The organism is Mesobacillus campisalis, from assembly GCF_000986785.1.
GTDB classification, from domain to species: domain Bacteria; phylum Bacillota; class Bacilli; order Bacillales; family Cytobacillaceae; genus Mesobacillus_B; species Mesobacillus_B campisalis.
Map to the genome: position 1 here is coordinate 42,684 of NZ_LAYY01000011.1, position 23,841 is coordinate 66,524.

27 protein-coding genes are annotated in these 23,841 nt (G+C 47.2%); 26 read left to right on the forward strand and 1 reads right to left on the reverse strand.

The features are described from left to right. Window positions 1-107: 107 nt before the first annotated feature. The 6 genes from WQ57_RS11585 to WQ57_RS11610 all read left to right on the forward strand — a co-directional run bounded on the left by WQ57_RS11585 (window position 108) and on the right by WQ57_RS11610 (window position 6,274). Entirely contained in the window at window positions 108-296 is a 189-nt protein-coding gene (locus WQ57_RS11585) for a hypothetical protein (protein ID WP_046523935.1), read from the forward strand. Between the two features lie 279 nt (window positions 297-575). Next, complete coding sequence (locus WQ57_RS11590) at window positions 576-2,114, forward strand: class I adenylate-forming enzyme family protein (RefSeq protein WP_046523936.1); 1,539 nt, start codon at window positions 576-578, stop codon at window positions 2,112-2,114. 78 nt (window positions 2,115-2,192) lie between these two features. Continuing rightward, entirely contained in the window at window positions 2,193-3,086 is an 894-nt protein-coding gene (locus tag WQ57_RS11595; RefSeq protein ID WP_046523937.1) for a R2-like ligand-binding oxidase, read from the forward strand. A gap of 23 nt (window positions 3,087-3,109) precedes the next feature. Beyond that, the gene (locus WQ57_RS11600) at window positions 3,110-4,630 is read left to right on the forward strand and encodes an aldehyde dehydrogenase family protein (RefSeq protein ID WP_046523938.1); all 1,521 of its coding nucleotides are present in this window, start codon (window positions 3,110-3,112) and stop codon (window positions 4,628-4,630) included. A gap of 39 nt (window positions 4,631-4,669) precedes the next feature. Continuing rightward, a complete protein-coding gene (locus tag WQ57_RS11605) occupies window positions 4,670-5,884 on the forward strand; it encodes an iron-containing alcohol dehydrogenase (RefSeq protein ID WP_046523939.1) in 1,215 nt (404 codons plus the stop codon). 165 nt (window positions 5,885-6,049) lie between these two features. Then, window positions 6,050-6,274: a hypothetical protein gene (locus tag WQ57_RS11610; protein WP_046523940.1), complete on the forward strand. Its 225-nt coding sequence runs from the start codon at window positions 6,050-6,052 to the stop codon at window positions 6,272-6,274. A 38-nt stretch (window positions 6,275-6,312) separates the two neighbouring features. Here the strand turns inward: WQ57_RS11610 and WQ57_RS26635 are convergent, their stop codons facing one another. Beyond that, on the reverse strand, window positions 6,313-6,462 hold the full coding sequence (locus tag WQ57_RS26635) for a hypothetical protein (RefSeq protein WP_156183119.1): 150 nt from the start codon (window positions 6,460-6,462) through the stop codon (window positions 6,313-6,315). Between the two features lie 162 nt (window positions 6,463-6,624). Between WQ57_RS26635 and WQ57_RS11615 the strand changes: the two genes are divergently transcribed. The 20 genes from WQ57_RS11615 to WQ57_RS11710 all read left to right on the forward strand — a co-directional run bounded on the left by WQ57_RS11615 (window position 6,625) and on the right by WQ57_RS11710 (window position 23,823). Then, the gene (locus tag WQ57_RS11615) at window positions 6,625-7,158 is read left to right on the forward strand and encodes a mismatch-specific DNA-glycosylase (RefSeq protein ID WP_046523941.1); all 534 of its coding nucleotides are present in this window, start codon (window positions 6,625-6,627) and stop codon (window positions 7,156-7,158) included. 205 nt (window positions 7,159-7,363) lie between these two features. After that, window positions 7,364-7,798, forward strand: coding sequence for a peptidylprolyl isomerase (locus WQ57_RS11620; protein WP_046523942.1), 435 nt, complete (start codon window positions 7,364-7,366; stop codon window positions 7,796-7,798). Window positions 7,799-8,020: 222 nt separating this feature from the next. Further along, window positions 8,021-9,199: an acyl-CoA dehydrogenase family protein gene (locus WQ57_RS11625; protein WP_046523943.1), complete on the forward strand. Its 1,179-nt coding sequence runs from the start codon at window positions 8,021-8,023 to the stop codon at window positions 9,197-9,199. A gap of 67 nt (window positions 9,200-9,266) precedes the next feature. After that, a complete protein-coding gene (fabG, locus tag WQ57_RS11630) occupies window positions 9,267-10,031 on the forward strand; it encodes a 3-oxoacyl-ACP reductase FabG (RefSeq protein WP_046523944.1) in 765 nt (254 codons plus the stop codon). 22 nt (window positions 10,032-10,053) lie between these two features. Continuing rightward, on the forward strand, window positions 10,054-10,503 hold the full coding sequence (locus tag WQ57_RS11635; protein ID WP_046523945.1) for a MaoC family dehydratase N-terminal domain-containing protein: 450 nt from the start codon (window positions 10,054-10,056) through the stop codon (window positions 10,501-10,503). Then, entirely contained in the window at window positions 10,500-10,901 is a 402-nt protein-coding gene (locus tag WQ57_RS11640; RefSeq protein WP_046523946.1) for a MaoC/PaaZ C-terminal domain-containing protein, read from the forward strand. Before WQ57_RS11635 ends, WQ57_RS11640 begins: the two co-directional genes overlap by 4 nt. A 50-nt stretch (window positions 10,902-10,951) precedes the next feature. After that, window positions 10,952-11,719 (forward strand): class II aldolase/adducin family protein, encoded by a 768-nt coding sequence (locus tag WQ57_RS11645; RefSeq protein ID WP_241481521.1) that lies wholly within the window; start codon window positions 10,952-10,954, stop codon window positions 11,717-11,719. A gap of 89 nt (window positions 11,720-11,808) precedes the next feature. Continuing rightward, window positions 11,809-12,741, forward strand: coding sequence for a ketopantoate reductase family protein (locus WQ57_RS11650; RefSeq protein ID WP_046523947.1), 933 nt, complete (start codon window positions 11,809-11,811; stop codon window positions 12,739-12,741). A gap of 14 nt (window positions 12,742-12,755) precedes the next feature. Next, window positions 12,756-13,178 (forward strand): PaaI family thioesterase, encoded by a 423-nt coding sequence (locus WQ57_RS11655; RefSeq protein WP_052948731.1) that lies wholly within the window; start codon window positions 12,756-12,758, stop codon window positions 13,176-13,178. Window positions 13,179-13,190: 12 nt separating this feature from the next. Next, window positions 13,191-13,598, forward strand: coding sequence for a PaaI family thioesterase (locus WQ57_RS11660; RefSeq protein WP_046523948.1), 408 nt, complete (start codon window positions 13,191-13,193; stop codon window positions 13,596-13,598). Between the two features lie 186 nt (window positions 13,599-13,784). Then, window positions 13,785-14,990: an acyl-CoA dehydrogenase gene (locus tag WQ57_RS11665; RefSeq protein ID WP_046523949.1), complete on the forward strand. Its 1,206-nt coding sequence runs from the start codon at window positions 13,785-13,787 to the stop codon at window positions 14,988-14,990. 15 nt (window positions 14,991-15,005) lie between these two features. Beyond that, window positions 15,006-15,779, forward strand: coding sequence for an SDR family oxidoreductase (locus WQ57_RS11670; RefSeq protein WP_046523950.1), 774 nt, complete (start codon window positions 15,006-15,008; stop codon window positions 15,777-15,779). A gap of 46 nt (window positions 15,780-15,825) precedes the next feature. After that, complete coding sequence (locus WQ57_RS11675; RefSeq protein WP_046523951.1) at window positions 15,826-17,004, forward strand: thiolase family protein; 1,179 nt, start codon at window positions 15,826-15,828, stop codon at window positions 17,002-17,004. A gap of 84 nt (window positions 17,005-17,088) precedes the next feature. Beyond that, window positions 17,089-17,676 (forward strand): TetR/AcrR family transcriptional regulator, encoded by a 588-nt coding sequence (locus WQ57_RS11680; RefSeq protein WP_046523952.1) that lies wholly within the window; start codon window positions 17,089-17,091, stop codon window positions 17,674-17,676. Window positions 17,677-17,769: 93 nt separating this feature from the next. After that, entirely contained in the window at window positions 17,770-18,720 is a 951-nt protein-coding gene (locus WQ57_RS11685; protein ID WP_046523953.1) for an alpha/beta hydrolase, read from the forward strand. Window positions 18,721-18,749: 29 nt separating this feature from the next. After that, window positions 18,750-20,417, forward strand: coding sequence for a long-chain fatty acid--CoA ligase (locus WQ57_RS11690; protein ID WP_046523954.1), 1,668 nt, complete (start codon window positions 18,750-18,752; stop codon window positions 20,415-20,417). 40 nt (window positions 20,418-20,457) lie between these two features. After that, window positions 20,458-21,321 (forward strand): branched-chain amino acid ABC transporter permease, encoded by an 864-nt coding sequence (locus WQ57_RS11695; RefSeq protein ID WP_046523955.1) that lies wholly within the window; start codon window positions 20,458-20,460, stop codon window positions 21,319-21,321. Next, complete coding sequence (locus WQ57_RS11700; RefSeq protein ID WP_046523956.1) at window positions 21,321-22,346, forward strand: branched-chain amino acid ABC transporter permease; 1,026 nt, start codon at window positions 21,321-21,323, stop codon at window positions 22,344-22,346. The genes WQ57_RS11695 and WQ57_RS11700 overlap by 1 nt, the downstream gene beginning before the upstream one ends. Window positions 22,347-22,358: 12 nt before the next feature. Next, window positions 22,359-23,123: an ABC transporter ATP-binding protein gene (locus tag WQ57_RS11705; RefSeq protein WP_046523957.1), complete on the forward strand. Its 765-nt coding sequence runs from the start codon at window positions 22,359-22,361 to the stop codon at window positions 23,121-23,123. Next, on the forward strand, window positions 23,116-23,823 hold the full coding sequence (locus WQ57_RS11710) for an ABC transporter ATP-binding protein (RefSeq protein WP_046523958.1): 708 nt from the start codon (window positions 23,116-23,118) through the stop codon (window positions 23,821-23,823). Before WQ57_RS11705 ends, WQ57_RS11710 begins: the two co-directional genes overlap by 8 nt. Window positions 23,824-23,841 lie beyond the last annotated feature (18 nt).

Below are 23,841 nucleotides of genomic sequence, written 5' to 3' on the forward strand. Positions count from 1 at the left end.
ATAGAAGGATGTAGAATATAATCGTAATTTAGCGAAGAATATCGATAGAAAGACAGAAGAGTGGCAAATGCTCTAATTGCTATGGGTTCAAGGAGTGGGTGGAAAAAATGGCTGATACCAACAGGCTGCAGCTGAATGTGAGAGTGACAAAAGAGACTGCCGATAAATTGGATGAGATTGTTGCCTATTATCAGGAAAACACCAAAATCGGAAGAGTATATAAAGGTGATGTACTGACTGATATCATCGAAAAGTCCTATGAGATTATGCAAAAACAAAAACAGCGCAGCGGGTAACCGCTATAAGAGGAAAAAGGGTGCCTTGACCGGCATCCTTTTTTTGTCGTCTTGCCTAAACCTTTGTATTAGGAAAGAATCGGCAATATCTAAAACCTTTTTGTTCATTAAAAAAAAATTAGGAAAAAGCAGGAATTAGGAATTTGTCGAAGAAATATTCATAATATTCAAATTTGCTCCGGCGGAATAGGGTGGTGGTTGATTCTTCTCGCAGGAAATATGTAAGCGTTTTCATGTAGTTCTGCCAATTGAAAGGATTTTTTCCAAGGAGGGGAATTCGTGAATCTAAAACAATTATTGGACTCGAACATTGAAACATATGGCGAATATGATGTCATTCATTTCAGGGAGAGGTCCTACACCAACTTGGAGACAAAAGTGATTTCAGACAGTCTAGCTGCCGGGTTGGAGTCAATGGGTATTGGCCGGGGAGATAAGGTGATAGTCATCATGCCTAATTGCCCTGAAGTGGTTTTTTCCTATCAGGGAATCATTCGTGCAGGTGCTGTAATTGTTCCTGTCATGTTTACGCTCCATCCAAAAGAAATCCACTATATACTTTCCAGCAGCGATGTAAAAGCGGTTATTACGTCTGCTTTTGTGATTGATAAGGTCAGGGAAGCGATAATGGGTCTGGATATGAAGCCAGCCATCATTGCGGTCGATATGCCTGCCGGCGGGAACATCCATTCTTTCAGCCGCGTCCTGAAACAGCGCGCCATTGGAACTGAAAAGAACAATATCACCATTTCCGAAAACGATACAGCCGTTATTCTTTATACCTCTGGAACAACCGGAAGCCCAAAGGGAGTCATTCTAACTCATAAAAATCTTTACTCCAATGCGGCTAATTCAGCAAAGCATAATGAAACGGAGAGGGGAACGACGCTTGGGGTTCTTCCGCTTGCCCATGTGTATGGTTTAACGATGTCCAACATCTGCTTTTTAACCGGTAGTTCCGTTGTTGTCTTTCCCGCTTTTAATCCAGCTGAAATCTTTGCAGCCATTGAAAAATATAAAGTTAAGTCGTTTTCCGCCGTGCCCGCCATGATACATGCATTGCTTTCCTATCCGGACAGTGATAAATACGACACGGGCAGCCTCGAATGGGTGGGATCAGGTTCGGCACCGCTGCCGGTCTCTCTTTTACATGCGTTCCAGGAAAAATTCAAGGCTAAGGTTTATGAGGGCTATGGGCTTTCGGAGGCTGCCCCGGTGGTCACTTCCCATCGCAAAAACTTCCCAATTAAGCCGGGCTCAGTCGGAATCCCGATTCCAGGTGTGGAAGTCAGGATTGTGGATGAGGATGGCGTGGAGGTACCTGCAGGAGAGGTTGGAGAGCTTGTTGTCAGGGGCGACAATGTGACAAATGGTTATTATGAGAGACCTGACGAAACAGAAAAGATTCTTAAGGATTCCTGGCTGCATACCGGTGACATGGCCCGGATGGATGAGGAAGGCTATGTCTTCATCGTTGACCGCAAAAAGGATTTAATCATCAGAGGTGGCTTCAACATCTATCCCCGCGACGTGGAGGAGATCCTCAATGGCCATGAAGCTGTTTCGGAGGCTGCAGTGGTGGGAGTGCCAGATGAACGGATGGGGGAAGAGATGGTGGCCTGTATCGTAAAAAAGAATGGATCAAGTGTTTCTGAAGAGGAACTGCTTTTGTACTGCCAGGACCATCTTGCCATAAATAAAACACCTAGGAAAGTCGTGTTTATGGAAGCCCTGCCGAGAAATGGAGTCGGAAAAATCCTTAAAACCCAATTGCGGAAGGCGGCCGCAGATATCGTGCAGCCTTTTGGGCAGGAATGAGGGCTGATCGGTTTTGCTCATAGAGCATACATCAAGGTTATCCTTACCATAAATATTTTTCTTTAAGGAGCTGATATTGTGGAAGAACGGACGATATTAACGACAAGCAAGCGCGGGCTGCTGGAGGATTCTTTTCCTTTCCGGCTGTATCAAAAAGCCAAGAAACATGGCATTTGGAACCCAGCGGAAATCGATTTTACCCAGGATGCAAAGGATTGGCAAACCCTGACGGCTGAACAGCAGCATGACATTCTGCGCCTGATTTCCCAGTTCCAGGCCGGAGAGGAAGCGGTAACGCTCGATTTGCTGCCATTAATCATGAGCATTGCCAAGGAAGGGAGGCTGGAAGAAGAAATGTTCCTGACCACTTTCCTTTTTGAAGAAGCAAAGCACACGGAATTCTTCCGGCTGGTCCTGAATGCCATCGGAGAAACAGGAGACCTTTCCCATTTCCACTCTGATACGTATAAAACGATATTTTATAAGATTCTGCCTGAAACCATGCAAAGACTGGAGTCAGACCAGTCCCCGGAAGCCGTAGCTGAAGCAGCGACGGTGTACAACATGTTTGTCGAAGGGGTAATGGCTGAAACAGGATATTACTCTTTCTATCAATCTCTTGAACAATTGGGGCTGATGCCAGGCTTGATGAAGGGGATTGAGAATTTGAAGCGTGATGAGTCCCGCCATATTGCCTACGGGACATTCCTTCTTCAGCGCCTGATTTGCGAGCATCCTCATCTCTATGATCTTGTTACTGCAAAGATGGAAGAACTGGCTCCATTGGCTGTCAGGATCAACCAGGAAGGGTTCGCGGGCCGCGACGTAAGCGAATTTGGACATATACTTGAAGATACCATGAATTTCACGATGAAGCAGCTTTCTGTAAGGATGGATATCCTGGCACGTGCTAAGGGAAAGAAAATTGAAGAAATCTACGGTGTTTCTGAAAAAGAAATGGGCGTTCTGTAATACCAATATAGAGGAGGATTAAAATGAGTGCTAAAACAGAAGTTCTAACGTTCCCTTTGTTTATCAACGGAAAATGGCAGCAGGCGGCCAGCATGGGAACCTTTGATGTCCATAATCCGGCAACAGGTGATGTTGTCGCAGAGGTGGCGAAAGGATCAGCAGAAGATGTGGATAAGGCTGTCCAAGCGGCTAGGGAGGCTTTCGACAATACAGAATGGAAAAACATGGGACCCCAGGAACGCTCCAAAGTTCTTTACGCTATTTCCCATCAAATAGCGGCGCATGGAGAGGAACTGTGCTATCTAGAGGCAATAAGTTCGGGCGGGACTGTCCGGCGGATTGGCTCAAATGATATTTTGCAGATGGTCGATCTATTCCAGACCCTGGCGAAGTTCGTAGAAAGATACGAGTTCTCCGAAACGCTGCCTTCACCTCCATTCCCGGGACCAGCCCATAACTTTATCTGGAGGGAACCTATTGGCGTTTGTGCGGCAATTACCCCATGGAATATGCCGATGCTGATTGCTGCGTGGAAAATAGCACCGGCACTGGCGATGGGGAACACGATTGTCGTGAAGCCTGCAAGCTATACCCCGCTTTCAACACTGAAACTTGCAGAAATCATTTCAAAGGTAGTTCCTCCAGGTATCATTAATGTCGTGACCGGTTCGGGAGCTGAAGTGGGAGAAGCGCTTATCAGCCATAAGGATGTCGACAAAGTTGCATTTACAGGATCCACTGAGGTTGGCAGGCGAGTCATGGAGCTTTCGGCGGCAACGATTAAGAATACGACCCTTGAGCTTGGCGGCAAGTCGCCCAATATCATCCTTGAAGACGCCGATCTCGATATTGCCTTGCCTGGCAGCCTGTTTGGTGTATTCCTGCATTCAGGCCAGCTGTGCGAATCAGGCACGAGGCTCTTCGTTCCCGACCACCTCCATGATGTTATTGTAGAAGGGCTTGTACAGCTTGCATCCAAAATAAAGCCAGGCAATCCGCTGGATCCGGCAGCCGACATCGGTCCTGTGATTTCGAAAAAACAGAAGGAAAGCATCTTATCCTATATTGAAGCAGGCAAAAAGGAAGGAGCCACCCTGGTTTGCGGAGGCGGGGAGCTGGCGGTTCCAGGCTGTGAAGGCGGCCATTTTATCGAGCCGACCATTTTTACCAATGTGACAAACGATATGAAAATTGCCAGGGAGGAGATATTCGGCCCTGTCCTGTGCGTCATCCGCTATTCTGAACTTGAAGAAGCCATCAAAATGGCGAATGATTCTATCTATGGCCTGGCAGCCGGGGTCTGGACAAAGGATGTCAATAAGGCCTACGAAGTGGCCAGGAAGCTGCAGGCAGGTGTGGTGTGGATCAATGATTGGCATATGCTGAGAAATGATGCTCCTTTTGGCGGCTACAAGCAAAGCGGGATTGGCAGGGAAATGGGAAAGCAATCACTTGATGCCTATACCCAGGTTAAACACGTCCATACTTCAATGGTACCTGAAATCCATCGCCGCAGCTGGTACGGATTGTTGTTTTCAGAGTGAACAAAACTTTTAATAAAAAATTCATATGAGGTGAAGAGGATGCAAACACGGATGATGTCGCAGTTTATGCTGCGGACTGCCATATACAGCGGTTCAAATACAAGGGCACTTGTACCGGATCTTTTTAAGGGGCTGGGTGCAAAAAGAGTTTTGTTGTTAAGTGACAGGGGGCTGGAGCAGGTAGGTGTCGTAGAAAAGGTGGCACAGATTTTTTCGCTGACATCCAGGGGGAACGGACCCGAGCTTGCAGGTATGTTCCTTGATATCACCCAGGACGCGGAGAGCAAGTGTGTCAATGCAGCTGTGAGGCATGCAAGGGAGATTGGTGCGGATGGGCTTTTGGCTGTGGGCGGAGGAAGTGTTCTTGATACGGTCAAAGGAGTCAAATATGCCTTGCATAAGGGCCTTTCGGATATTAAGGAAGCCATCCCGGGCGGATTATTGTACGAGCAGTTCCCGGAGGCTACCCATATTCCGATTCCCCATATCTCTGTGCCTACAACAGCAGGCACGGGGTCGGAGGTTTCTCCGATCGCGGTTATTTTTAATGAAGACATCCAAATGAAGACCAATATTATCAACCCATTTATTTCGTCCGATATCGCTGTCCTCGACCCCGATTTGACGGTGGGTCTTCCTCCGGCCATCACAGCTTTTACTGGCTTTGATGCACTGACCCATGCCGTCGAGGCACTTGCGTCGCCGACAGCGACCGCGCTGACCGATGCACAGGCCCTGCATGCCATCCGCCTCATTGAAAAAAACTTGCCGGAAGCTGTCGCAAACGGGGCAAATGTAGTGGCGCGCATGGAGATGCTGCAAGCGAGCTTAATGGGAATTACGGCTTTTAGCTTTGCCCTGAACGCAATTCCTGTCCATAACTTTGCGCATGCCTATGGCGCTCTCTTCCGCATTCCACATGGACTGGCGAATGCTGTATTCCTCCCTGTTGTAATGGAAAGCATACCTAGTCTTTATTTGCCAAAGATTAGGGAGCTTGCGGAGGCCCTTAGGGTGAAAGCCGCACCGGATGAGGATCCGTCCGGGATTTTGGCGAAAACAGTGGAGAAAATCCGTCTGCTTCAGGTGAAAACCGGGTTGCCGCAGGATTTCGCCCAGTACAGCCTTACAGAGGAAGACATCAAAAGAAGTATACTGGCAGTGAGTTCCGACCCGGCAGCAGTTAATTTTCCTATGCCTAAAGAATTAATCGCAGCAGTCGGCCAGCGAGTGGTCCCACTTACAGTAAATTAAAAAAGATATTATTATACTAAAAGAGGTGCTCTTGTGCACCTCTTTTTTTGTGAATTAACTGAAAGTCGAAACAAATTTGTCTAAAATATGAACATTTTATTGCGTTTCCAGTATGCATAAGATATTATTGCAATAACAAGAAAATTATGGATAGGGGCGTAGAGAATGGTACGGATGTCTTTTGCAGGTGTAGGCGGTTTTATTCTGGTGTTTATTGAATCCTACATTGTCATGCAGTTCAAGGGCTATCAGACGATTGATTTTGGCGGCATCTCACCATTTATCAGCGTCTGGGCAATGAACTTCTTCCTCTTGTTTTCCATTCTTACTCAAGTGAAGGATTGGTATTTAAGCAGGGAAGAAGGAGCGGAAGAGAGTTATATTGATTAACCATACAACATTCAGGATGCCTGCAACGGGGCATCCTTTTATTTTTCCTCGGGATCATCCTGTTCCATATCATCGATGGCCGCCCGCAGACCTTCATAAAACAGTCCTTCATGGCACACCATGCTGTGATCATCATCTGTGCTGGTAAATCTATTTAGCGCCTTTTCATCCTCTTTTCTCATTGTCATTAGAATCTCCTCCTTTTCTTGTTGTTATCATATCCTTTCCGCTGGAAATTAAGCCTGTTTTCGTGCATTAACGAAAAAGGAAATAAGGATTTCTATCGGTGGCAATGAGGTGCCCATTGGCTTAAAATACAAGCAGGCAGAAAAATGGATGGTGGTGTTAAGATGCAGGTAATTGGAGATCATTTACAGCAGGGTCTTGATATTGTTTTCATTGGGTTCAATCCAAGCATTCGTTCTGGGGAAACTGGTCACCATTATGCCAATCCCAATAACCGCTTTTGGAAAATATTGTTTGAATCAGGACTGACTCCCCGTAAATATGAAGCAGCTGAGGATGCCAGGCTTTTGGAAATTGGATATGGTCTGACAAATATTGTTTCTCGTCCGACAAAGGCAGCCGATGAAATCACAAAGGAAGAATATAAGCAGGGAAGAGAAGAATTGAAAAGCAAAATCGGATTCTATAACCCCAAAATTGCCTGCTTTGTTGGGAAGGGTGTCTATCAGGAATATAGCGGTAGAAAAAATGTAGGTTGGGGAAGGCAGGAAGAATCGGTGGTACCAGGGACTATCGATTTTGTGGCCCCATCCTCAAGTGGGTTGGTGCGGATGAAGCTTGCGGACATTGTTGCGATATACAGCGAGCTGTCAGAGCTCAAAATAAAAACCAGAGGCAAAGCCTCTGGACAGGATTAATGTTTAATTTTCCTGCAGTGCAGGGCTCCTTCCGTCCGTACAGTGGTTAAGTGTCCCGCAACAAGCGAATGTTCGGAAGGAGCCCTTTTATTATACCACTCCACTGGATATTTAAACAGAAGGATTCGAAAAGAGCGCCGCACTTTTATTTCCAGCCTGAAAAATGGTATGATGTTTTTGATTTTAAAATAAGGAGATGTTGAATATGGCTAAAAAAGGATACATACAAATGCAAAACGGGGAAAAAATTGAATTCGAACTATATCCAAACGAAGCCCCTGGAACTGTTGCCAACTTTGAAAAACTAGCAAATGAAGGATTCTACAATGGATTGAATTTCCACCGGGTTATCCCTGGTTTTGTTTCTCAGGGAGGCTGCCCGCACGGAACAGGGACTGGTGGCCCTGGCTATACGATCAAATGTGAGACGGAAGGAAATCCGCATAAGCATGAAGCTGGTGCTCTTTCAATGGCCCATGCTGGGAAGGACACAGGCGGAAGCCAATTCTTCATTGTCCATGATCCGCAGCCGCACCTGAATGGTGTTCACACCGTTTTCGGCAAGGTAACATCCGGCTTGGAAGCAGCTAAAGCTATGAGGAATGGCGATGTTATGGAAAAAGTTGTTGTAGAAGATTAAGTTTAGACTGTAACCCCCTCTTTTTGAGGGGGTTTTTGTATTGTCAACGTGAATGTGCCAATGATTGGACCGAATTTATGAATTTAATTCATTTAATGCTTGTATTTTCTGAAAGTTCAAAATAAAATAGAAGAGAACATACCAACTGGTTGGTATGGAAAATTTGGGGGCCTGCATACCTTAGTTAGCGGTAGAAAATGAAAAAGAATGGAGATGAGGAAGTTGGAATTACGCCTGACAGATGAGCAAAAAATGGTTCAGCAAACAATTCGCCGTTTCGTGGAAAAGGAACTAATGCCGCTTGAAAACGATGTTTTGCGAAATGAACGAGAAGGAAAGCCTGGCCTTCCTCCCGGCAAATTAAAAGAGCTTCAGCTGAAAGCTAAGGAAGCCGGGTTCTGGGGAATCAATACTCCGGAGGAATATGGCGGTGCAGATCTTGGTCAAATGATGATGGCTCTGGTATATATGGAAGTTTCCAAGACTTTTGTTCCCTTTGCCTTTGGCGGATCGGCGGACAACATCCTTTATTATGCCAATGAAGAGCAAAAACAAAAATATCTCCTCCCTACCATTAATGGCGACAAAAAATCATGTTTTGCGATGACCGAGCCGGGTGCCGGTTCCGATACACAAAATATTAAGATGACGGCTGTCAAAGATGGCAATGAATGGGTGCTTAATGGCGAGAAAACTTTCATAACAGGCGGAAATGAAGCCGATTTTGTAATGGTCATCGCCATCACCGACAAGGAAAGGCATCGGGCGACAAGGGGCCGTGAAGGCGTTACCTGCTTTATCGCTGACCGGGACATGGGCTGGAAGTCAGAGTATATACATACGATGGGAGAATGGGGTCCTGCAGGGCTGGTATTCGACAATGTACGTGTTCCGGAGGAAAACATCCTTGGGGAATTGCACAAAGGCTATAATCTTGGGCTTGAGTGGATAGGCTTTGCAAGATGGATCGTAGGCGCACGCGCTGTGGGTGCAGCTGAAAGAGTCATGCAAATGTCAATCGATTATGCAAAAGAAAGAGAGACATTCGGCAAGCCGATTGCCGAAAGGCAGGCAATACAATGGATGATCGCCGATTCAGCTGTCGAAATTGAAGCGGCACGATGGCTTGTCCTGAATGCGGCATACACCCTTGACAAGGGGGAAGACAATCGCCATCTTGCATCGATTGCCAAGCTGTACGGCGCAAATATGGGCAACCGGGTCATTGACCGGGCGCTGCAAATTCACGGGGGAATGGGTTATACGAGGGAATTGCCGCTTGAGCGCTGGTACCGAGAAGCAAGGCTTTGGAGAATTTATGATGGCACAGATGAGATTCAGAAACTGATTATTTCCAGAAATTTAATCAAAGGCCATGTAAAATTGGGCCAGTACATTTAAGATAGAATTGTAAGCGCTATCTCTTGAGGTGATGAGTTTACTAGATTTTTAGAGGAGGAGTTTTAGCATGACAGGTAGATTTGCCGGGAAAGTCGCTTTCGTTACAGGCGGAAGCAGGGGGATTGGAAAAGGAATTGTGGAGCTGTTTGCCCGGGAAGGAGCAAAGGTGGCTTTCATCGACCTTGATGCACAGGCTCTCGAACAGACAACAGCAGAGCTGAAGGAAAAAGGTGTGGAAGTGTATTCAAAGGTTGCCAGCGTAACTGATGCAGAGCAGATTGATCAAGTTGCAAAAGAAATCAATGATACGCTCGGTTCGCTTGACATTCTCGTAAACAATGCAGGAGTGATTCGTGACAACCTGCTGTTTAAAATGACCGACCAAGACTGGGATACAGTCATGGATGTTCACCTGAAGGGTTCCTTCCTGGCCGCTCGGGCTGCCCAGAAGTACATGGTAGAAAATAAATATGGCCGGATTATCAATATTTCCTCTACATCTGCTCTTGGCAACAGAGGCCAGGCCAACTATGCCACTGCGAAGGCAGGCCTTCAGGGATTTACCAAGACACTGGCGATTGAGCTCGGCCGCTATGGGATCACGGCGAACTCCGTTGCCCCAGGATTTATTGAAACCGATATGACAAAAGAAACAGCGCGAAGAATCGGCATTCCGTTTGAGGAACTGATCAAGGCAAGTGTATCGCAAATTCCGGTCGGCAGAAGCGGAAAGCCAGAGGATATTGCGAATGCCGTTGCCTTTTTCGCTGACGAGAAATCGTCTTTTGTAAACGGTCAGGTCATTTATGTTGCTGGAGGCCCAAAAACCTAATTTTTTGCGAGGAGGCTAAATGATGTTCAAGGAAATGATTGGTAAAACCTCTAACAAAGTCAAGAATACCGTTGAACGCGGGGCTGTAAAAAAATTTGCTGAAGCCATCGGCGATATGCACCCGATTTATCTTGATGAAGAAACAGGGAGAAAATCCCGCTACGGCGCCAATATCGCTCCCCCGACATTCCCAAGGGTATTTGACTATGGTGTGATTGAGGGTTTGCATCTGCCCAACAAGGGCCTTATCCATGGAGAGCAAATCTACCATTATGAACGGCCGCTGCTGGTTGGGGAAGATGTCTATTGTTATGCCAGGGTTGGCGACTATTACGAGAAAAAAGGGGCTCTAGGCGAGATGGGCTTTATAGTCCTTGAAAATAATGGCGAGGATCAGGAAGGCAATCTGATCTTTTCTTCCAAATCGGTTGTCATTCTTTCCGAAGCCTATAGGAAGGTGCAAAACGTATGACAAAGATTGCGGAGCTGTTTGTTGGGGATGCATTGAAAGAAATTCAGCTTGAACCTGTTTCAAGGATTGATCTGATTAAATATGCAGGTGCTTCCGGGGATTTCAACCCCATCCATACGATTGATGAGGAAGCCAAAAATGCTGGCCTGCCTGGAATCATTGCCCATGGAATGTGGACAATGGGCAATCTCGCCAAGCTTTTCACATCCTACTATGAGGAAGGCTTCATAGAGGAGTATTCCATTCGATTCCGCGGCATGGTCTTCCTGAATGATGTCATCACTCTTAAGGCTGAGCTTAAGGATCGGCAAAATGATAGGCTGACGTTCGAGGTCCTTGCCGTGAACCAGGACCAGAAGCCTGTCCTGAAGGGCGAGGTTGTATATAAAGTCTATTAACTGGCAGTTCCCCGGCCCAGAAGGGGAAATTCATTCAAAAGGGTGATACCGTGGCTGTTAAAATGGAATTAAGCTTCAAGCCTCCAGTATTCCAGTCGGTGGAAGAAGAAAGACAGCATTTGAAGGAAAGGCTGGCGGCCGCCTTCCGGCTGTTTTCCAAATTTGGGTTTGATGAAGGAGTAGCCGGTCATATCACGGCAAGGGACCCTGAATGGAAGGATCATTTTTGGGTGAATCCTTTCGGTGTCCATTTCAGTTTAGTTAAAGCATCCGATCTTATCCTGTGCAACCATGAAGGGGCTGTGGTAGAGGGGAAGCTTCCGGTTAATCGGGCAGCGTTTGCCATCCATTCGCAGGTACATGCTGCGCGGCCTGATGTTGTAGCGGCAGCCCATGCCCATTCCGTTTACGGGAAATCATGGTCTTCGCTGGGAAGGCTGCTGGATCCGATCACTCAGGATGCTTGCGCGTTTTATGATGATCATTCTTTGTTCGATGATTATACCGGTGTGGTTCTGGATGTGGAGGAGGGCCGCCGAATTGGAGTGGCCCTGGGCGATAAAAAAGCCTGCATCCTTCGGAACCATGGCTTGCTGACAGTCGGCAAATCGGTGGATGAAGCTGCATGGTGGTTTATTACCATGGAACGCTCGTGCCAGGCACAGCTGCTGGCAGAGGCATCCGGAAAACCTGTGCTGATTGATCCGGCCAATGCTGAAACCACTCGGAGTCAGGTAGGTACGACAGAAGCAGGCTGGTTCCAGTTCCAGCCTTTGTGGAACAGAATTGTAAAAGAACAGCCAGATCTGCTCGACTGACTGGCAAACGAACATCAAAAGGCGAAGACGTTTCTTCGCCTTTTGACGAATGTCCACCTGCACGTAAAAGAAAATGGGGAGGCAGCATAATGAGGGTTGGCGTTGTCGGAACGGGGGCAGTAGGAGGTTATTTTGGCGCCTGTCTGAGCAGGGCGGGAAACGAGGTCGTCTTCCTTGCCCGCGGAACCAATCTGGCCACGCTGAAGACAGACGGGCTTGCCATAGAAAGTGAACAGGGAGATTTTACAGCGTCTGGGATTTTTACAGACTCCTATGATGAATTGGCAGATGCCGATATTGTCCTGTTTTGTGTAAAGGCTACGGCTACCGGGGAAGTCGCCATGCGCCTGCTGCCAGTTTTAAAGGAGGACGCAATTGTCCTTACACTGCAGAATGGCGTAGACAATGAAGAAATATTGGCAACCTATTTTGGGAAGGGCCGTGTATTATCCTCTGCTACCTATATACAGGCCCAGCTGAGGGAGCCAGGAGTCGTGAGGCAAATAGGAATTCCTCCGCGGCTGATTATTGGAGCAATCGACTCTTCGGGAAATGAACAGGTACTAAAAACGGCAGGCCTGCTGAACTCAGCTGGCATTGAGACAGTTACTTCAAATAATATCATGCTCATAAAATGGAAAAAACTTCTATGGAATGTCACGTTCAATCCGCTTTCGGCCATTATTGAGTCGAGGGTGGGGACGATACTGGATGATGCCGGCCTTAGTAGCACGGCGGAGCGTATATGCCGGGAAGCAATTGCTGTTGCCAGAAGAGCGGGAATTCAGCTGGATGAAGATGCCTGGAAGGAGATTATGGCACAAGGGGAATTGGGACGAAACCATGAAACTTCCATGCTCCAGGATAAGCGGAAAGGTAAACTGATGGAAATTGAATCGATTTGCGGATTTATCGTGAAAAAAGGCAAAGACCTTAAGGTTGAAACCCCCGTCCTGGAGGCTGTTTATTGCATTCTAAAAGAAATGGAAAAAACAACGGGGAAAATGGTGAAGATGCACTAGATAGGAGGGTTAGGGTGGAAGCAAATGAAAGCGGGGCCTCTTTTTATGACTATCTTGGTTTTATAGGAGAAGACGATGACAGCGGGCACTCCTTTCGTCTGGAACTCCCGCTGCAGCACTTTTTGCTTCAGGAAGATGGGACCGTGCATCCTGGAGTTTTTGCAACCATGCTGGATATTGTCATGGGTGCTGCAATCTCGAAAGCTACCAGTTCCTTTGCGGTCACGATCAATTTAAATATAAGCTATTTTGATTTAGATCCCAAGCAAACATACATCGCCGAAACATCCATTCTTTTTGGGGATGGCAAGTATGTGACAGCTGACGGGGTTATTTATGACCAAAATCGTAAAACGGTCGCAAAAGCAACCGGAACATTCAAAACCAATCCGAAAAGCAGCTCTATTTCTATTGATAAAGAAATGGAGGCCGGGTAGGGAGGCGGCTTGATGTCGGCAACACAGCAAAAAAATACTTGTTTCACAAAAAATCCATTTCTGGATCACTTAGGATTTGAAATAGAAAAGCAGGACAACAAAGATATTGTAATAAAGCTTTCAATTGATTTAAAGCATCTTAATACCAACAAGACGCTTCACGGCGGAGTTCATGCATCCATGCTTGATACCATTCAGTCTTTGGCACTCAAGGAAGTCTGCCAATCGAATGTTGCCGTAATGAATTTAAATGTACAGTACCTTTCCGCAATAAGCTCGGGCGTTGTTTCAGCAAGAGCGAGAATCAACATGCTTGGCTACAAAACGGCAGCGGTTGAGTCGGCAATCCATGACGAGCAGGATGTTTTGATTGCCAAAGGATCCGGAATCTATAAAATCATCCGGTCATCGAATAAATAAAGTGAACTGAAGATAAATTATTTTTTTAATAGAATGGTTTTCGGTTGAATCGGTAAGTGTTTAAAAATTTACTCAGAGTAAACTCGAAATATTTGTTGAATATTGAGAAAGTTTTGTATATTATGGTTGGTAAATACATACCGACTAGTTAGTAGGTTGGCAGAAAATTGCTTAGGAGTGATGAATATGAACTTTACTTATTCAGATAAAGTGCAGGAGCTCCAACAGAAATTAACCCAATTCATGGATGAATATGTTTATCCTAACGAGAAACTGTATTATGAACAGCTGGATCCAAAAGATCGCTTTTCCATGGTCCCGCCGATTATGGAAGAACTGAAGCAAAAAGCAAAGGATGCCGGTTTATGGAACCTCTTCCTACCTGAAAGCGAACTGGGCGCAGGCCTGACTAATCTGGAATATGCCCCCCTCTGTGAAATCATGGGCCGTTCAAGCATTGCTCCTGAAGTTTTCAATTGCGCTGCACCTGATACCGGCAATATGGAAGTGCTGGTTCGCTATGGAACGGAGGAGCACAAGGAAAAATGGCTTAAGCCGCTGCTAAATGGTGAAATTCGTTCCTGCTTTTCAATGACAGAGCCGGATGTAGCCTCTTCTGATGCGACAAATATCGAAGCAAGCATCATTCGTGACGGTGATGAATATGTCATCAATGGAACCAAATGGTGGTCCTCGGGTGCAGGAGACCCTCGCTGCAAAATTGCGATTGTGATGGGGAAAAACGACCCAAATGCCCCGAAACATGAACAGCAATCAATGATCCTTGTTCCCCTGGATACACCTGGAGTAACGATCAAGCGAGTCCTTCCGGTTTTCGGATATGACCATGCTCCCCATGGCCATGCGGAGATTGAATATGACAATGTCCGCGTCCCGGCGTCCAACATGCTTTGGGGCGAAGGAAAGGGCTTTGCGATTGCACAGGGAAGGCTCGGTCCTGGCAGAATCCATCACTGCATGAGGACGATTGGGGCCGCAGAGCGGGCACTTGAGCTGTTATGCATGCGTGTGCAAAACAGGGAAGCATTCGGCAAGAAGCTGGCAGAGCAAGGGGTGATTCAGGAATGGATTGCCGATTCGAGAATTGAAATCGAACAGGCGAGACTGCTCACATTAAAAGCAGCTTACATGATGGATACAGTCGGAAATAAAGAAGCAAAATCGGAAATCGCCATGATCAAGGTTGTGGCTCCGAATATGGCACTGAATGTCATCGACCGCGCCATCCAGGCATTTGGGGCGGCAGGTGTTAGCGAAGACACGCCATTGGCGGCCAGCTGGGCGAACATTCGGACGCTGAGGCTTGCTGACGGGCCGGATGAAGTCCACCGCCGTGCAATCGCAAGATATGAATTGAAAAAATACCGATAAAAAGGGGAATCTGCCGTGCATATACAAGAACTGTTCAGCCTGAAAGGTAAAACCGCTGTCATCACTGGGGGCGGAAGAGGCCTTGGCGAGCAAATCGCAGAAGGGTTTGCGGAAGCAGGAGCAAATGTCGTTCTCTGCTCCCGTAAAGAGGAAGCCTGTGTGGAGGTCGCCGAAAAGCTGAAAGGCCTAGGAGTGGAAACGCTCGCTTTGAAATGTGATGTTACCAATCCCGAAGACGTAAACAAAGTGGTTAAGGCGGCACTGGACAAGTTTGGCCGCATCGATATCCTTGTCAATAACAGCGGCGCTTCCTGGGGAGCTCCCGCGGAAGAAATGCCGCTGGAAGCCTGGCAAAAAGTCATGAATGTCAATGTGACCGGCACCTTCCTGATGTCCCAGGCAGTGGGAAAAGTAATGATTGAACAGCAATCCGGAAAGATCATCAATATTGCTTCAGTTGCTGGATTAAAGGGGTCCAACCCAAAGTTCATGAATGCAATCGGCTACAATGCAAGCAAGGGAGCTGTAGTCACCTTTACGAAAGACCTTGCCGTAAAATGGGGCCCAAAAGGTATTCATGTGAATGCGATCGCTCCAGGATTCTTTCCCACCAAAATGTCCAAAGGGCTTCTAGACAAGGGAGGAGAAGCCATCCTTGAAGGAACTCCATTAAGGAAGTTTGGAACCGAAAATGATTTGAAGGGTGTTGCATTGTTATTGGCGGCACCAGCCTCCGATTTTATGACAGGTGAGATCATTGTCGTGGACGGCGGCACAAATGCAATGTAGGAAAAGCCCACCGGGTTTGGTTCTATAACAAAAGGAGGATGGGGAAATGAGCAGGAACAGGGACGCAGTAATTGTCTCCGCAGTAAGGACAGCCATTGGCAGGCAAGGAGGCGCACTTGCATCGGTGCCAGCGCATGTGTTTGGCGCAGAGGTAATCAAGGAAGCAGTTAAACGGGCAGGGGTTGATCCGGAACAAATAGATGATGTGATTTTCGGGAACGTCTTAAGCGGGGGTGGCAATATTGCCAGGCTTACGGCCCTTCAAACCGGGCTTTCCATCAACATTCCTGGCTTGACTGTGGACCGCCAGTGCGGATCAGGCATCAATGCCGTAAATATTGCTGCCATGGCAATAAAGGCCGGTGATGGGGACATTTATGTTGCAGGTGGAACGGAAAGCATGAGCCGGGCACCGTACCTTATGGAGCGGCCGGAAAAAGCCTACAGCGCAGCTCCTCCGAAATTCAGGAAGTCACAGCTGTCACCATCGGAAATTGGCGATCCCCCAATGGGAATCACAGCCGAAAACCTGGCGGAAAAATATAATATTACCCGTGAAGAACAAGACCAGTTTGCCCTGCAAAGCCAGCAGCGTATGGCCAGAGCGATGGAAGAGGGGCGGTTTGAGGAACAAATCGTGCCCATCACCATTCCGATGAGAAAAGGGGAGCCAATCGTCTTTCAAACAGATGAGCATCCAAGGCCGGAAACGACAATCGAAGGCCTATCAAGGCTGCAGCCGGCATTCCTGAAAGGCGGGACAGTTACGGCGGGCAGTTCATCAGGATTGAATGATGCGGCTTCTGCGTTAGTCATAATGTCGCGTGAGAAGGCGGAACAGCTCGGTGTCCAGCCATTGGCCGCTGTGAAAGCTTATTCAATAGCCGGTGTTGATCCGAACATCATGGGAATCGGACCGGTTCCCGCAACCCAAAAGGTATTGGGGCAGGCGGGACTTAGCCTGGAGGACATGGATATTATTGAAATAAATGAAGCATTTGCGGCACAGGTTCTTGCCTGCAACCGCGAGCTGAAGATGGACTTGGAAAAAGTAAATGTCAATGGCGGCGCGATTGCACATGGCCATCCACTTGGAGCAACTGGCGCGATCATCACTACAAAAGCTGTTTATGAACTGAAGCGTTCCGGCGGGAAATATGCCCTCATTACAGCCTGCATTGGCGGTGGTCAGGGAATTGCAACCATTATCGAAAATGAACAGTAAAGGCTATGGAACGGGAAGGGTTCTGGCTGTGAATACCCCTCCCGTTCCGGGACTTTGCGGGTGGCGGGCAAGGGGTACTGGGCGATGAAGGACAAAATTATTGAAACAAGTATCAAGTTATTTGATAAAAAGGGGTACACAGCCACCTCGATAAAGGACATCGTCGAGAAGATGGATGTGACCAAGGGGACATTTTATTACTATTTTAGCAGCAAGCAAGATTTGCTCAGGGACATTCATCTGGATTATATAGAAAACTTAATCTCCCAGCAGGAGGATATTTTAAGGAACACAGATAAAGACTGCACAGAGAAATTGTACGGAATTATTCATATGGTTATTAGCAATATTGGAACAAAAAGGGAGAGTGCCCGTATATTTTTCCGGGAGATGAGGCACTTGAGTGAAAAGCATATTGAAGAGATTACAAACAAGCGCAACCTGTTCCGTAAAAACTACCAGCAGCTGATTGAAACCGGAATCAGCCTTGGAGAATTTAAAAGCAGCATTCCTCCGGATATGCTGACCTTTGGAATTCTTGGAATCACCAATTGGAGTTATTACTGGTACAATCCTGAGGGAAACATTGACGAAGAAGAACTGGCCCGGATCTATACAGATATTATCCTTAATGGGGTGAAGAGCATTAAGAAGGCCGGAATCACATTGTAGTATTTTTTTGAAGACTAGCAAACATGCCTTTATAGATTTCTCAATATTCACACTACTAAAATGACAGCGTTTACAATTCGAGGAGGAGTATTCATGGGACTGCACCCGCAAGTTCAATTTCTTTTAAAGATGCTGGAATCGCGAGGGCTTCCGCCATTGGAGGAATTAGGTGTCGATGAGGCCAGGAAGGCATTTGAAACTTCAGCCAAACTGATGGCAAAAGCCAAGGTACAGGCCAAAACCGAAGACAGGAAAATAGATGGGTTCAAAGGAGAACTTGCCATCCGGCTATACAGGCCAGAGGGTCATCCCGCTGGAGCATTGGTCTATTATCATGGCGGTGGATGGGTGATTGGAAACATTGAAACCCATGATGCCTTGTGCCACACTGTTGCGGTTGAATCTGGCTGCCTTGTTATTTCAGTCGATTATGGGCTTGCCCCGGAAAACAGATTCCCTGTGCCGGTCGAGGATGCTTACCTGGCTGCCAAGTGGACATATGATCACGCAGACGAGCTGGGCATCAGGAAGGAATGCATCGCTGTGGGCGGTGACAGTGCGGGGGGCAATTTGGCGGCCTCAGTATGCTACCTTGCAAATGAACGCAACGAGCTTACAATAGCCCATCAGCTGCTTTTATATCCATCAACCGGTTTTGATTATACCGATTCCTACGAAAAATATGGAGAAGGCTACTATTTGAACAAGTCAACCATGTCCTGGTTCAGGGAACAGTATTTAGCCGGTCCGGAGGATACCCTGAATCCACTGGCTGCACCTATGCTGATTCCCGATGAGGCAGTCGGAAAGCTTCCGCCCGCGTATATTATGACAGCGGAGTTCGATCCTTTATCCGATGGCGGAGAACATTATGCGAATAAGCTTAAAAATGCAGGCGTTCCCGTAGTGTATGTATGCTATCCGGGAATGATCCACGGCTTCCTTGGAATGACTGAATTTGTGGAGGATGGAAAAAAAGCGGTATCGGATATTGCAGCACAACTAAAAAACAGATTTGCTGCGGAAGTAAGTGATCCAGCCTAACGATTACTGAAAAAAGGAGAGATGTTTGCATGTTAAAACTTCACTTTGATCACTGGCCTAAATTGGCTAAATCCTTGACTGTTCCTGAGACCTCTCTCTATAACAACCTCCAGGTCAGTGCAGCCAGGTATCCAGAACATAAGGCAATTTTGTACTATGGCCGTGCAATGACATACCGCCAGCTTGACCATGAGGTGAATGCACTTGCGGGGTATCTGCAGCATATTGGGGTGGAAAAGGGAGAAAAGGTACTGCTGTTTATGCAAAATTCACCGCAATTTGTGATTGGTTTCTATGCAATCCTGCGTGCTGGTGCGGTGGTAGTTCCCATTAATCCCATGCTGACAGCTGAGGAATTATCCTTTTATATCCGTGATGGTGAAATCAAGACAGGCCTTGCCGGTCAGGAACTCTACCAAAAGGTAAAACCCCTCTTAGGATCCACTACCCTTGAAAACCTGGTACTGGCGGCTTACTCCGATTATACCGGTGATGATTTCGAAGGGGTTATGCCTCCCGAAGCTCAAGAACCGCGAATTGATATCCAGGAGCCTGGCCATCATTTGTGGAAACAAGCGCTTGAAGCAAATCTTAAACCGGCAGTACATAGCGCAAAAGCCGATGACCTGGCTGTCCTGCCGTATACTTCCGGTACGACAGGGCTTCCAAAAGGCTGCATGCATACAAACCGGACGGTCCAGGCCAATACCGTTGGGGCCAATCATTGGTCAAGCGCAACTCCAAATGCTGTCCATCTCATGTCCCTGCCGCTTTTCCATGTTACCGGTATGGTCCACAGCATGCACATGCCGATATATTCCGGCGGAACAATGGCCATTATGACCCGCTGGAGCAGGGACGCAGCCGTGGAGCTGATCAAAAAAAATCAGTGCACACACTGGGTCGCGATTGCGACCATGATTGTCGATTTCCTTGCCAACCCAAATCTTAAAAAAGAAGATATCGCCTCGCTCCAGTCCATTTCCGGCGGGGGAGCCGCACTACCGGAGGCCGTTGGCGAAAGGCTGCATCAATTGACTGGCCTGCGGTTTGTAGAAGGATACGGGCTTTCCGAAACGATTGCCCAGACTCATTTTAACCCGCCTGACAGACCAAAGATGCAGTGTCTGGGGATCCCTTCATTTGATGTGGATGCCAGAATCATTGAGCCGGCAACCGGAAGGGAACTTGGAGTCGGCGAAGTAGGAGAAATCATTGTTTGCGGCCCGCAGGTAATGGTCGGCTACTATAACAGGGATGATGAAAATCGCCAATCGTTCCTAGAAATAGACGGAAAAAGGTTTTTCCGGACTGGGGATATCGGACGATTTGATGATGAAGGGTATTTCTTCATTGTTGACCGGGTTAAACGAATGATCAATGCTTCCGGCTTTAAAGTCTGGCCTACAGAAATCGAATCTTATCTTTATAAACATCCGGCCATTCAACAAGCGTGCGTGGTTGGAGTGCCTGACCCGCGGCGCGGTGAATCGGTAAAGGCATTTGTTATCCTGAATGAAGAATATAAAGGCAGGATTTCCGAGGATGAAATTATCGAGTGGGCAAAACAGCATATGGCAGCTTATAAATATCCTCGTGAAATAGAATTCAGAAGTGAATTCCCGATGACAAGCAGTGGTAAAATCCTCTGGCGCAGGCTTCAGGAAGAGGAGCGGGAAAAAGCCGGCAATGTCTAATAGATACTTATTCATCTCAATTTATTGAAGGGGGAGAAAAATGGAGATATTGATTCAGCAGCTATTTAACGGCCTTACAATCGGAAGTGTGTACAGTCTGGTCGCCCTTGGGTTGACTCTTGTATATGGAATTTTGCACATCCCTAACTTCGCCCATGGTGCCCTGTATATGATGGGGGGCTATGTTACCCTGACCATGATGACCAGCCAGGGGATGCATTACTGGCTGGCAATCGCTGTTTCAGCCATTGTGGTCGGGCTTCTGGCCGTTTTAATGGAAAGGCTTGTGTTTCACCCATTGCGCCATGCGCCGCCCATCCACGATAAAATCGCAGCCATTGGCATCCTGCTGTTCCTTGAAGCACTTGCTCAGTTTATCTGGGGTGCAGAATACCAAACAATGGCCTCCCCCTATGGTCAGATTATTAATGTAGCTGGAGTCACTCTGACGATGCAGCGTTTATTGATTATCATCGCTGCAGTGGTCGTCATGATTTTCCTCTATGTTTTCCTGAAGAAGACCTACACCGGAGCGACCATCATTGCCATGTCACAAAATCGTGAGGGAGCAAATCTGGTCGGGATTAACACGAATAGAGTGGCAATGCTGACATTTTTGATTTCCGGAGCATTGGCCGCGATTGCCTGTTCGATTGCTGCCCCAATCAATCTCGTTTTCCCAGGGATGGGGCATCTGGTCATCACCAAAGCCTTCGTCATAATCATTCTGGGAGGCATGGGAAGCATACCAGGAGCGATTGCCGGCGGGTATATCCTTGGCTTTACTGAAAGCCTGGGGGCTACCTATATTTCCAACGATTATAAAGACCTGATTGCGTTTGTCCTGCTGGTCCTTATCCTGACGATCAGGCCAAAAGGGCTGTTTGCAAGGGGGGGACATTGATGGCTGCATTTTTTAAGCAAAGAAATGTGATTGCGGCCCTGATTATTTTCGCAATCATATTCCCTTTCATTACCAATAATACTTACTTCGTCCATGTCATGACTCTTTCATTTATCTGGATGATTGGCGTCTATGGATTGAACCTTCTGGCAGGTTATACAGGTTATCTGTCTCTGGCGCATGCAGGCTTTTTTGCCATAGGTGCTTATGCCCTTTCGCTGTTGACCACGAAAGCACAGCTGAATTACTGGGTGGCTTTTATTCTTGCTCTCATCATCACCAGCGTACTGGGGTTGGTTATCGGACTTATCTCTTTAAGGACAAAGGAGCATTTCTTTGCCATCTATACACTCTGTGTGGGTTATATCATTTATCTGGTAATTGATAAGTGGGACAGCCTGACAGGCGGAATCAGGGGCCTGATTGGAATTCCCGGACCAGGTAATATCGGGCCGATTGAATTTACAACCCCTGTATCGAATTACTATTTAGTGCTTTTCTTCTTGCTTTTGACGGTTTTGGTTATGTACCGTATTGTCCACTCGCTGACAGGAAGGACATTTATCGCAATCCGCAACAGTGAGGATTTGGCGCAGACAATCGGAATTTCGACCATGAAAAACAAACTGCTGGTATTCGTCATTTCTACCTTTTTCGCTGGTCTTTCCGGTGCATTGTACGCATCCTTTATCCGGTTTATCGGACCGGATATCGGTTATATTTCGATAACGTTTGATTTGCTGACGTATTTGCTTGTAGGCGGTATTGGAACGCTTTCGGGGCCGATCGTCGGTACTGTTCTCATTGTCTGGGTTTCGCAGCAGCTGCAATTTTTGCAGGATTACAGAATGCTTATTTTCGGGCCGGTCCTGACCCTGCTGGTTATCTTTTATCCAAGAGGCATAGTCGGCGGAATTGCCGAATCCCTGATGAAACGGAAACAAAAGAAACAAGCCCGGGAAGAGCAGCTGGTCATGGCAAAAAAAAGTGTCGCCGCCACAGCGGCTTCAAACGAAAACAGGTAAGGGGGAAGACGCATGTTCTTGGAGACGAAGAATTTAACAAAGAAATTCGGCGGCCTCGTTGCTGTCAATGATGTTGATTTTTCAATCGAAAAAGGAAAAATCAATGCGATCATCGGTCCTAATGGAGCAGGAAAGTCGACCTTCTTTAACCTGATAAGCGGCTTTCATCCTCCAAGTTCCGGGCAGGTGATTTTTAAGGGGAAAGATATTACCAGGCTTCCTTCCAACAAGATTGCTGAACTGGGAGTGGCCCGTACCTTTCAGACTACCAATCTTTTTGACCAGGCTACCGTCCTGGATAATGTAATCGTTGGCCACCGGCTTAGGACAAAATCAAATCTCGTGGATGCCATCTTCAGAACCAAGCGTTTGAAAGCGGAAGAAAAGCAATGCAGGGAAAAGGCGATAGAGGTTCTAGAGTTTGTAGGATTGACCAGCGCAGCCTATAAATTGGCAGGCAGCATGTCCCAGGAAGAAAAAAAGCGTGTCGCTTTTGCCCTCGCCCTGGCTACCGATCCCGAGATTGTGTTTCTTGATGAACCGGCAGCAGGAGTCAATCCGGATGAAACCGAGGGGCTTGCTGCGCTAATGGAGAAAATGGTGTCAGCAGGAATTACGGTTTGCCTGATCGAGCACAAGATGCAGATGATCATGAAGCTGGCAGATAAAATTATGGTGCTGAACTACGGCGAAAAAATTGCCGAAGGTACCCCGAAAGAGATCCGGAATAATGAAATGGTCATAAAAGCTTATCTGGGGGGAAGCGCGATTGCTTAAAATTAACAATGTTAGTGTGAAGTATGGCAGTTTCACAGCAATCCGCGATATCAATATCGAAGTGGAAGAAGGCGAGATTGTTGTTCTGCTGGGGGCCAATGGTGCTGGTAAAAGTACAACATTTAATACAGTGAGCGGCCTGAACCGTCCGTTCCAGGGAGAAGTAATCTTTGAAGGCAGCCGGATCGATAAGATGTCGCCTGACCGGATTGTGAAGGCTGGGATCGCTCAATGTGCGGAAGGAAGAAAGCTGTTTCCGGCGATGAGCGTTCTTGAAAACTTGAAAATGGGCGGATATGTCCATCGCAGGCACCGTGACCAAATCAAAAAAACGTTGGAGCATGTTTTCGAGCTGTTTCCGATTCTTGAAGAGAAAAAAGACGATCCGGCAGGGTCCCTGAGCGGAGGACAGCAGCAAATGGTGGCGATTGGCCGCGCATTAATGGCCAAGCCGAAGCTGATGATGCTTGATGAGCCTTCGATCGGGCTGGCCCCCTTGATTGTGGAACAAATGTTTGAAGTCATCCAGCAAATCAACAAGGAAGGAACAACCATCCTGCTGGCTGAACAGAATGCCAACGCTGCCCTGAAAATCGCGACAAAAGGGTATGTGTTTGAAAGTGGGGCAGTGGTGGTCGAAGGAACATCAGAGGAACTGTTTACGAATGATGAGGTCAGAAAGGCTTATATTGGAGCGTAGGGTGCCTTCTGTCCAGGA

Bases quoted from the DNA above. Each gene is read 5' to 3' on its own strand.
- WQ57_RS11640 (WP_046523946.1), top strand. From the start codon at position 10,500: ATGACAAAGATTGCGGAGCTGTTTGTTGGGGATGCATTGAAAGAAATT.
- WQ57_RS11605 (WP_046523939.1), top strand. From the start codon at position 4,670: ATGCAAACACGGATGATGTCGCAGTTTATGCTGCGGACTGCCATATAC.
- WQ57_RS11620 (WP_046523942.1), top strand. From the start codon at position 7,364: ATGGCTAAAAAAGGATACATACAAATGCAAAACGGGGAAAAAATTGAA.
- WQ57_RS11690 (WP_046523954.1), top strand. From the start codon at position 18,750: ATGTTAAAACTTCACTTTGATCACTGGCCTAAATTGGCTAAATCCTTG.
- WQ57_RS26635 (WP_156183119.1), bottom strand. From the start codon at position 6,462: ATGACAATGAGAAAAGAGGATGAAAAGGCGCTAAATAGATTTACCAGC.
- WQ57_RS11680 (WP_046523952.1), top strand. From the start codon at position 17,089: ATGAAGGACAAAATTATTGAAACAAGTATCAAGTTATTTGATAAAAAG.
- WQ57_RS11675 (WP_046523951.1), top strand. From the start codon at position 15,826: ATGAGCAGGAACAGGGACGCAGTAATTGTCTCCGCAGTAAGGACAGCC.
- WQ57_RS11695 (WP_046523955.1), top strand. From the start codon at position 20,458: ATGGAGATATTGATTCAGCAGCTATTTAACGGCCTTACAATCGGAAGT.
- WQ57_RS11650 (WP_046523947.1), top strand. From the start codon at position 11,809: ATGAGGGTTGGCGTTGTCGGAACGGGGGCAGTAGGAGGTTATTTTGGC.
- WQ57_RS11700 (WP_046523956.1), top strand. From the start codon at position 21,321: ATGGCTGCATTTTTTAAGCAAAGAAATGTGATTGCGGCCCTGATTATT.
- WQ57_RS11665 (WP_046523949.1), top strand. From the start codon at position 13,785: ATGAACTTTACTTATTCAGATAAAGTGCAGGAGCTCCAACAGAAATTA.
- WQ57_RS11660 (WP_046523948.1), top strand. From the start codon at position 13,191: ATGTCGGCAACACAGCAAAAAAATACTTGTTTCACAAAAAATCCATTT.
- WQ57_RS11635 (WP_046523945.1), top strand. From the start codon at position 10,054: ATGTTCAAGGAAATGATTGGTAAAACCTCTAACAAAGTCAAGAATACC.
- WQ57_RS11615 (WP_046523941.1), top strand. From the start codon at position 6,625: ATGCAGGTAATTGGAGATCATTTACAGCAGGGTCTTGATATTGTTTTC.
- fabG (WP_046523944.1), top strand. From the start codon at position 9,267: ATGACAGGTAGATTTGCCGGGAAAGTCGCTTTCGTTACAGGCGGAAGC.
- WQ57_RS11600 (WP_046523938.1), top strand. From the start codon at position 3,110: ATGAGTGCTAAAACAGAAGTTCTAACGTTCCCTTTGTTTATCAACGGA.
- WQ57_RS11705 (WP_046523957.1), top strand. From the start codon at position 22,359: ATGTTCTTGGAGACGAAGAATTTAACAAAGAAATTCGGCGGCCTCGTT.
- WQ57_RS11610 (WP_046523940.1), top strand. From the start codon at position 6,050: ATGGTACGGATGTCTTTTGCAGGTGTAGGCGGTTTTATTCTGGTGTTT.
- WQ57_RS11585 (WP_046523935.1), top strand. From the start codon at position 108: ATGGCTGATACCAACAGGCTGCAGCTGAATGTGAGAGTGACAAAAGAG.
- WQ57_RS11685 (WP_046523953.1), top strand. From the start codon at position 17,770: ATGGGACTGCACCCGCAAGTTCAATTTCTTTTAAAGATGCTGGAATCG.